This window comes from Actinophytocola xanthii, from assembly GCF_001921205.1.
Classification (GTDB): Bacteria; Actinomycetota; Actinomycetes; order Mycobacteriales; family Pseudonocardiaceae; genus Actinophytocola; species Actinophytocola xanthii.
Map to the genome: position 1 here is coordinate 64,493 of NZ_MSIE01000057.1, position 9,213 is coordinate 73,705.

At 71.6% G+C, this 9,213-nt stretch carries 8 protein-coding genes; all 8 read left to right on the forward strand.

The window, feature by feature from the left end; translation table 11 throughout:
- Positions 1-10: 10 nt before the first annotated feature.
- The 8 genes from BU204_RS27965 (at position 11) to BU204_RS28000 (ending at position 9,058) form a co-directional block, all read left to right on the forward strand.
- The gene (locus BU204_RS27965) at positions 11-799 is read left to right on the forward strand and encodes an ABC transporter ATP-binding protein (RefSeq protein ID WP_075128766.1); all 789 of its coding nucleotides are present in this window, start codon (positions 11-13) and stop codon (positions 797-799) included.
- Positions 787-1,602, forward strand: coding sequence for an ABC transporter ATP-binding protein (locus BU204_RS27970; protein WP_075128746.1), 816 nt, complete (start codon positions 787-789; stop codon positions 1,600-1,602). Before BU204_RS27965 ends, BU204_RS27970 begins: the two co-directional genes overlap by 13 nt.
- Positions 1,603-1,604: 2 nt before the next feature.
- Positions 1,605-3,437 carry an AMP-dependent synthetase/ligase gene (locus BU204_RS27975; RefSeq protein WP_233160682.1) on the forward strand — a complete coding sequence of 611 codons (1,833 nt, stop codon included), beginning with the start codon at positions 1,605-1,607 and terminating at the stop codon, positions 3,435-3,437.
- On the forward strand, positions 3,434-4,330 hold the full coding sequence (locus tag BU204_RS27980; protein WP_075128747.1) for a branched-chain amino acid ABC transporter permease: 897 nt from the start codon (positions 3,434-3,436) through the stop codon (positions 4,328-4,330). Before BU204_RS27975 ends, BU204_RS27980 begins: the two co-directional genes overlap by 4 nt.
- The gene (locus BU204_RS27985) at positions 4,330-5,436 is read left to right on the forward strand and encodes a branched-chain amino acid ABC transporter permease (protein ID WP_075128748.1); all 1,107 of its coding nucleotides are present in this window, start codon (positions 4,330-4,332) and stop codon (positions 5,434-5,436) included. Before BU204_RS27980 ends, BU204_RS27985 begins: the two co-directional genes overlap by 1 nt.
- A gap of 16 nt (positions 5,437-5,452) precedes the next feature.
- Entirely contained in the window at positions 5,453-6,736 is a 1,284-nt protein-coding gene (locus BU204_RS27990; RefSeq protein WP_233160684.1) for an ABC transporter substrate-binding protein, read from the forward strand.
- A gap of 58 nt (positions 6,737-6,794) precedes the next feature.
- Positions 6,795-8,051: an SAM-dependent methyltransferase gene (locus tag BU204_RS27995; RefSeq protein WP_075128749.1), complete on the forward strand. Its 1,257-nt coding sequence runs from the start codon at positions 6,795-6,797 to the stop codon at positions 8,049-8,051.
- Between the two features lie 194 nt (positions 8,052-8,245).
- On the forward strand, positions 8,246-9,058 hold the full coding sequence (locus BU204_RS28000) for a S1 family peptidase (RefSeq protein ID WP_075128750.1): 813 nt from the start codon (positions 8,246-8,248) through the stop codon (positions 9,056-9,058).
- Positions 9,059-9,213: the final 155 nt, after the last annotated feature.

Sequence of the window (9,213 nt, forward strand, 5' to 3'; positions counted from 1 at the left end):
AGCAGCGCCCATCCTGTCGGTGAACAACCTCGAGGTCGTCTACGACGACGTGGTCCTGGTCCTGCGCGGTGTCTCCCTCGACGTTCCGCACGGCACGGTCGTCGCCCTGCTCGGGGCCAACGGCGCCGGCAAGACCACGCTGCTGCGTGCGGTCACCGGGCTGCTCGTGGCACACCGAGGCAAGATCACCAAGGGCTCGGTCCGGCTCGACGGCACCGACATCACCCGTGCCGACCCGGCCCAGGTGGTGCGCGGCGGCGTGGGTCAGGTGATGGAGGGGCGCCGGGTCTTCGCCGAGATGACCGTGGAGGAGAACCTGCGCACGGGCGCCCACACCCGGCGCCGGGCCGAGTACCGCGAGTCGGTCGACCGGGTGTTCGACCTGTTCCCCGTGCTGGCGGAGCGCCGGCGGGCGACGGCCGGCTACCTGTCGGGCGGTGAGCAGCAGATGCTCGCGATCGGCCGCGCGCTGATGGCGCGGCCGAGGCTGCTGCTGCTCGACGAGCCCTCGCTCGGGCTCGCGCCGCGTCTGGTCGAGCAGGTCGGCGAGATCATCGCGCAGATCAACGGCCAGGGCACGAGCGTGCTGCTGGTCGAGCAGAACGCCGTGATGGCGCTGTCCATCGCGAGCCGCGGCTATGTCCTGGAGGTCGGCAAGGTCGTGCGGGACGGCCCCGCCGGGGAGCTGCTCGCCGACGAGGACATCCGCGAGTTCTACCTCGGCTCGACCGACGACACCGGGCGGCGTTCGCTGGCCGAGGTCAAGAGCTACCGGAGGAAGAAGCGATGGAGCGCCTGACCGAGCGGGACGAGGAGGACGGCGCCCCGCAACCGGTGCCGCCGCTGCTCGAGGTGCGGGACCTGACCCTGCGTTTCGGCGGGGTGAGCGCGCTGCGCGGCGTGGGCTTCGAGGTCGCGCGCGGCGAGCTGTTCGCGGTGATCGGTCCGAACGGCGCCGGCAAGACCTCCATCCTCAACTGCCTCAATGGGGTCTACCGCCCGCAGCGGGGCACGATCACGCTCTCCGGGCAGCGGTTGACCGGCCGCTCGCCCGCCGCCATCGCCGCGATGGGGGTGGCCAGGACGTTCCAGAACCTGGGGCTGTTCGAGCAGCTCACGGTGATCGAGAACCTCATGCTCGGCCGCCACCACCTCATGCGCACCGGGATGCTCAGCGGGATGGTCTGGTGGGGCAGGGCCAAGCGCGAGGAGGTCGAGCATCGCGCGGCGGTCGAGGAGATCATCGAGCTGCTCGAGCTCGAGCCCCACCGGCACACCCTCGCCGGCCTGTTGCCCTACGGCGTGGCCAAGCGGGTCGAGCTCGGCCGAGCGCTCGCCATGGCGCCCACGCTGCTGCTGCTCGACGAGCCGGTCGCGGGGATGAACGTCGAGGAGACCGAGGACATGGCCCGCTACCTGGTGGAGGTCCGCCGCGAGCTCGACCTGGCGATGATCCTGGTCGAGCACGACATGCGGCTGGTGATGGACCTGGCCGACCGGGTGCTCGCACTGGACTTCGGGGTGCCGGTCGCCACGGGCACCCCGGCACGCATCCAGCGCGACCCCCGGGTGGTGGAGGCCTACCTCGGGGGTGCGGTGTGACGGTGACCCAGTCGTCCGCGGTGGACAAGGCGACGACGGCGGCCACGTTGCCGGCGCGGTTGCTCGAGAACGCGCGGGAGCTCGCCGACCAGGTGGCGCTCCGGCAGAAGTACCGCGGCCGGTGGCGGGAGACGACCTGGGCCCGCTACGCCGAGCGGGTGGCCGACGTCGCCGCCGGCCTGCGCTCGCTCGGGGTGGCGGCCGGCTCCCGGGTGGCGATCCATGCGGAGAACCGGCCGGAGTGGGCGATCGCGGACCTTGCCGCCCAGGGCATCGGCGCATGCGCGATGGGTGTGTACCCGACCTCGCCGGCGGCCGAGGTGGAGTACCTGCTTGCGCACTCGGAGGCCGAGGTGCTCATCGCCGAGGACGAGGAGCAGCTGGACAAGGCGCTCGCGGTGCGCGACCGCCTGCCGAGGCTGCGCCATGTCGTGGTGATGGACCCCCGGTCGCTGCGCCTGGCCGGGCGGCTGCCCGACCTGTCCGGCGTGCTGAGCTTCGCCGAGCTGGAGGAGCGCGGCCGCTCGGCGGGCTCGCGGGCCGCCTACGCCGAGGCCGTCGCGTCCCTGGACCCGGGGAGCACCGCGATCCTCGTCTACACCTCGGGCACGACCGGACCTCCGAAGGGCGCCGAGATCTCCCACGCCAACCTGGTCGCGGCGGGGCGGACGGCGGCGGAGCTCGGAGCGGCCCGAGGCGACGAGGTGCTCAGCTACCTGCCGCTCTGCCACGTCGCCGAGCGGCTGATCTCGGTGATCGTCGGCGTCTGGGCGGGCCTGGTGGTCAACTTCGGCGAGGGCGGTCCGTCGTTCGCGCGGGACCTGCGCGACGTCCAGCCGACGGTCTTCCTCGGCGTGCCCCGGGTCTGGGAGAAGATGCTGGCCACCGTCGAGATCCGGATGGCCGACGCGTCCCGGCTCAAGCGCCTGCTGTACGGGACCTGCCTGCGCCAGGGCAGGCGGATCGCGCCGCGCCGGATGGCGGGGAAGGTGGGCCTCGCCGACCGGGTCGTGCTCGCCGGATGCGAGGTCCTGGTGTTCCGGGCACTGCGCGAGAAGCTCGGCATGTCCCGGATGCGCTCGGCGATCAGCGGTGCGGCGCCGATCGCACCGCAGGTGCTGGAGTACCTCTGGGCGATCGGCGTCCCGGTGCGGGAGGGCTACGGGCAGACCGAGAACACGGGGGTCTGCACGCTCACCCCCCAGGGCGAGGTACGGCTGGGCACCGTGGGCCGCCCGCTGCCCGGTGTCGAGCTCCGCATCGCCGAGGACGGCGAGATCCTCACCCGCTCGCCCGGGGTGTTCCGGGGCTATCTCCGCGACCCCGCCGCCACCGCCGACGCGCTCGACGCGGAGGCCTGGCTGCACACAGGCGACGTGGGCGAGCTCGACGCGGACGGCTTCCTGCGGATCACCGACCGGAAGAAGGACGTCATCATCACCGCCGGCGGCAAGAACGTCTCGCCCTCGGAGATCGAGAACCTGCTGAAGGTCTCGCCGTTCGTGCGCGAGGCCGTGGTCGTCGGCGACCGGCGCAGGTACCTCACGGCGCTGGTCGGCATCGAGCTGGACACGGTAGCCAACTGGGCCGCCCGCCGCGGCCTGGCCTTCACCACCTACGCCGACCTGTCGGCGAAGGCCGAGGTCGTGGCGTTGATCGACGAGGTCGTCCAGCAGGCCAACGCACGCCTCGCCCAGGTGGAGCGGATCAGGCGGTTCACGCTGATCCCCAGGGAGCTCGACCACGAGGACGGCGACCTGACCGCCACCCAGAAGGTCAAACGCCGCGCCGTGGAGCAGCGCTTCGCTCCCGAGATCGAGGCGATGTACCCATGAGCACCTTCCTCACGAACGTGTTCGCCGGGCTCGCGCTGGGGTCGACCTACGCCCTCGTCGCGCTGGGTTTCGTGGTGATCTTCAAGTCCACCGGGGTGATCAACTTCGCTCAGGGCGGGCTGCTCGCGCTCGGTGCGTACCTGGGGTACACGTTCTCCAACAACCTCGCGCTCGCGTTCGGGGTGGCCGTCCTGCTGGCCTGCCTGTCCGCCGCCGTCGTCGGCGCCGGCGTCGAGCGGCTGGTGCTGCGACGGATGGTCGGGCAGCCGCCGTTCGCGGTCATCATGATCACGATCGGCCTGCTGTTCGTGATCGAGCCGCTGATCACCGCGATCTGGGGCTTCGACAACCTCCCCCTGGACAACCCGTGGAACCTCCGCACGGTCGAGGTGGCCGGGCTGGTACTCGGCGTCCGGGACCTCTGGACGATCGGGCTGACCGCGGTCGTGGTCGTGGCGTTCTTCCTGTTCTTCCGCTTCACGGCGTTCGGGCTCGCGATGCGGGCCACGGCGTTCGATCCGGAGGCGGCGCTGGCCCAGGGGATCAGCGCGCGGAAGGTGTACGCCGTCTCCTGGGCGATCGCCGCCGCGCTGGCCACGCTCGGCGGCATCACGCTGGCCGCCGGCCCCGGCGGGCTGTCCCCCTCGATCAGCTTCATCGCGCTGGCCGCGTTCCCCGCGATGATCCTGGGCGGCCTCGACTCCCCGGCGGGGGCGGTGCTCGGCGGGGTGATCATCGGGCTGGCCGAGGCGCTCACCCGCGGCTACCAGGACGAGCTGTTCGCATGGGCCGGCTCGAACGTCTCGGTGATCGTCCCCTACGTCCTGATGATCGTGATCCTGCTGATCCGGCCCTACGGCCTGCTCGGGACCAAGGACGTGAGGCGGATCTGATGGCAGGCAGACCACGTGCGCACCGCAACCTCGTCCGCGGCTACGAACAGGACCTGCGGCTGTTCGGCTCGCCGCTGTCCCGCGTCGGACTCGCGGCCATGCTCGTGACGCTGCTCGTACTGCCGACCGTCGTCCAGGACGACTTCTGGCTCTCGGTGTTGATCTACTCCGGGATCACCGCGATCGGCGCCATCGGACTGAACCTGCTCACCGGCTACTGCGGACAGATCTCGCTCGGCCACGCGTTCTTCATCGGCGCCGGCGCCTACTGCGCCGCGCTGGTCGGCGGGGAGGCCGGGCTGCCGCTGCCGGTCTGGCTGCTGGCCTCGGCCGTGGTGGGCGCCCTGCTCGGCGGGCTGATCGGTCCGTTCGCGCTGCGCCTGCGCGGGCACTACCTGGCGATCGTCACCCTGGGGCTGATCTTCGTCGGCGAGCACCTGTGGCGGAACCTGCGCGACGTGACCGGCGGCAACAACGGCACCTCCGTACTCGCCCAGCCCGAGATCGGCCCGGTGGACCTGGGTGCCCTGGAGGTCGCGGGGGAGAACTACTCACGCAACCAGGGCTGGTTCTGGCTGGTGTGGGTGCTGGTCGCGGTCGTCGCGCTGTTGGCCAAGAACCTCGTCCGCACCCGGCCGGGCCGGGCCCTGCGGGCGGTGCGCGACCATGACCAGGCCGCCGAGGTGATCGGGGTTCGCGCGGGCCGGTACAAGATCGGCGCGTTCATGGTCTCCAGCGCGGTCGCGGCCGTGGCCGGCGCGCTGTTCGGGGCGTACCAGCAGCACGTCACGCCGGACGAGTGGACGCTGCTGCTGTCCATCCAGTACATCGCCATCATCATCGTCGGCGGCCTCGGCACGATCTTCGGCTCGATCCTCGGGGCGGTGTTCGTCGGCGCGCTGCCGGCGCTGATCGACGAGTACTCCGACGCCATCCCCGGCGTCTCCAGCTCCGCCGGCGGCGACGGCGTGATCAGCGTGTTCGCGCTCAACCAGGCCATCTTCGGCCTGCTCATCGTGTTGTTCCTGGTCTTCGAACCTCGGGGGCTGGCCGGGATCTGGTTCCGGGTCAAGGCCTACTTCAAGGCCTGGCCCTTCTCCTACTGAGGCAGGGAGGCGTCACATGGCCATGACGAAGGGTGCGCGGTTCGCCGCCGCGGTGCTGAGCCTGGTGCTGACCGTCTCCGCCTGTGGCGGGGCGGGCGAGGACGACGACGGCGGCGGGGGCACGGCGGGTGCGCCCGGCGAGACGGCCGGCTTCGACGGCACCACGATCAGGCTCGGCGTGCTGACCCCCCTGTCCGGGACGGTCGCGGTGATCGGGGAACCGCTGACCGCGGGCAACGAGGTGTTCTTCGAAGCCCTCAACGCCAGGGGCGGCGTGGCCGGCAAGTACAAGGTCGAGCTGGTCCAGGAGGACACCCAGTACCAGCCGGACGTCGCCGTGCAGCAGTACAACAAGATCAAGGGCGATGTTGTGGCGTTCACGCAGGTTCTTGGGACAGCACCGACGTTGGCCGTGCTGCCGCAGCTGCGTGCCGACAAGATCCTGGCCGCGCCGGCCTCGCTCGACGCACTGTGGGTGCGAGAGGAGAACCTCCTGCCGGTCGGGGCGCCCTACCAGGTGCAGGCGATCAACGCCATGGACTACTGGTTCACCGACGGCGGCGGGTCCCCCGGCGACCGGGTCTGCACGATGATCCAGGACGACGTCTACGGCGAGGCCGGCCAGCAGGGTGTCGACTTCGCCGCGGAGAAGTACGGCTTCACCGTGACCAACACCCAGCGGTTCAAGGTGGGCACGGAGAACTACGCCGGGCAGATCGGGGCGCTGGCCGGCGCCGGGTGCCAGGTGGTGTTCCTGGTGGCGACGCCCTCCGACGCGGCCAGGATCTGGGGGACCGCCGCCCAGGCCCGGTTCGCGCCCCAGTGGTTCGGGCAGTCGCCGAGCTACACCGGCGCGCTCGCGCGGTCCGCGGTGACGCCGTACCTGCGCCAGTCGGTGCTGATCGCGGCCGAGGGCACCGAGTGGGGCGACGAGTCCGTTCCCGGCATGAAGCAGCTCGTGGCCGACGTCGAGCGGTACGCCCCGGACCAGGAACCGGACTACTACATCGCGTTCGGCTACAACCAGGCTCGAGCGATGGCCGCCGTACTCGAGCAGGCCGTCGAGCTCGGCGACCTGAGCCGGGAGGGCATCCTCGAGGCGTCGAGTCGACTTGGGACGGTCGAATTCGACGGTCTGACCGGGGACTACCGCTACGGTCCGGCCGAGGAACGGGATCCGCCCAGGTCGACGACCATCTTCCAGGTCGACCCGAGCAAGCCGTTCGGTCTGGCCAAGGTCAAGTACCTGCTCGAGTCCGACGCCGCGAAGGAGTTCGTGTTCAAAAAGGCGGATCTGTGATAACGAACCGTCAGAAAATTTCCCCCGCGGACATGTGTGCCATGGTCGAATAACGCGTATGACCGCAACGGTGACCGTGATCGGTGTGGAGGGCCTGGAGCTACCCCCGGGGGCGGAGCACGCGCTTGCCGCGGCCGCCCTGGTCGTCGGGACCCGGGCGGTGCTCCGCGACTCGGTGGCCGCCGCGCTCGGTTCCGGGCCCGGCGGCACGGGCACCGCCCAACCGCCGCGGGTGATCGAGCTGCCCAGCTCGCACGAGCTGGGCAGCGTCGCGCTGGACGCCCTCGCGGCGGCGGTCGAGGCCGACGAGCCGGCGGTGGTGCTCGCCTCGGGCGATCCCGGCTACTTCGGCGTCCTGCGCGCCCTGCGGGAGCGGAGCCTGCCGACCGAGTGCTGGCCCTCGGTGTCCCAGCTCCAGCGGATCGCCGCCATGATCCAGCGCCCCTGGGACGACATCACCGTGGTCGACGGCCGAGGCCGGACGTTCCGCGCCGCGGTCAACGTCTGCCGCGCCAACCCTGCGGTCGGTGTGCTCACCGCACCCGGTGCCGGGCCGGCCGAGCTCGGCGCGGCGCTGGTCGGCTGGCGCCGCACGCTCGTGGTCGTCGAGGACATCGGCGGGCCGCGGGAGGCACTGTCGATCGTGGACCCGGGAGAGGCCGCCGGACGCAGCTGGGGCGACGTGTCGATCGTGCTCTGCCTGGCCGACCTCGACCGCGTGGGCGGACCGGGGTGGATCTCCGGTGGGGAGCCGGTGCCCCCGGCCGGCGGCTGGGCACTCGGGCTCGACGAGTTCACCTACCGGGAGGGCATGGCCAGCTCGGCGGAGCTGCGGGCGCTGGCGCTCGCCCGGCTCGCGCCGCGGCCGGGGACGCTGGTGTGGGACGTGGCTGCCGGCTGCGGCGCGCTCGCCGTCGAGGCCGCCCGGCTCGGTGCGGCGGTGATCGCCGTGGAGAGCGACCCCGGTCTGTGCGTGCGGATCGTGGCCAACGCCAAGCGCCACGGCGTGGACGTGCGGCTGGTGGACGGTCGGGTACCCGAGGTGCTGGCCGGCCTTCCCCGGCCCGACGCCGTGTTCCTGGGCACCGCCCGCGCCGACGTCGTGCGTGCGTGCGCCGCCGCCGGCGCGCACCGCATCGTGCTCGACGTGCGGGAGATGGGCAGCGTCGGCCCGGCGCGGGACGCGCTCGTCGATGCCGGGTACACAGTGGACGGTCGGCTGCTGTTCTCCGCCCCGATCGAAGGTCTGGCGCGCGGCGCGGCCGCGGTCGAACACGCCTCCTCCACGCTCCTGCTCTGGGGCACGCGCAGCTAGGGCACGTCCGGATTCCATCCGAACGTCGGGTCCGGTGCCGCCGCGGGTTTGCGCTGCTGGCGGCCGGTTACCGACGGGGAATCGGCCGTTCGGCCCACTACGAACGGGCGTTGTGGCCATCAGTGACCGCCTTGTAACCATTAGTCAGCCCGCGAAGACATGGGGTTCGCGGGCCCGAACAAGGGAGAAGTGACATGGCTGAGGCAGGACGCCTGCTACGTCTGGCTGGGGTTGCCGCAGCGGTGCTCGCATCGATGGGGGTGGCCGCGGCGGCGGCTTCGACCGCCACCGCGGCCCCGGCTGATGTCGAACCGAAGATCATTGGAGGCGAGGAGACCACCACCGACGAGAACCCCTTCGTGGTCGCGCTGACCACACCGAGCGGGTTCCAGTTCTGCGGCGGCACCGTCGTCGCCCCGACGAAGATCGTCACGGCCGCTCACTGCGCCGACGGCTTCTCGCCGTCGGACATCCGGGTCGTGGCCGGCCGCACCACGCTGAGCGCGGGCGGGGGGACCGTCGCCGGCGTGACCGGCATCTGGATCCACCCGCAGTGGAACCCCTCCGCGCTGAGCAACGACGTGTCGGTGCTCACGCTCGACACCGCCCTGTCGCAGGCGCCGCTCGCGGTCGCCTCGCCGGCCGACGCCGACCTGTACGCGCCCGGCGCGAACAGCACGGTGTACGGCTGGGGCGTCACCGAGAGCGGCTCGCCCTCGGACACGCTGCGCAAGGTCGACGTGCCGGTGACCTCCGACGCCGACTGCGCGGAGTCCTACCCGGGTACCTACGACCCGGCGTCGATGGTGTGCGCCGGGCTGGACGAGGGCGGCAAGGACAGCTGCCAGGGCGACTCGGGCGGCCCGCTCGAGGGCGTGGCAGCGGACGGCACGCGCAAGCTGATCGGCATCGTGTCCTGGGGTCAGGGCTGCGCGCTGCCGGAGTTCTACGGCGTGTACGGCCGGGTTTCGGCGTTCCACGATCTGATCCTGGAGCAGATCGGGTAAGTCAGGCACGCGAGGGCACTACCGGGGGCCATTCCGTCTGAGGACGGGATGGCCCCTGGGGTTTTTTTGGGTTTTGTAGCTGACGCGCTGTTTCGCCGCGGATGAAAGCCGCTGTGTTTGATTGTTCGCTCCGCGCGTCCGCTTGACCGCCGTCT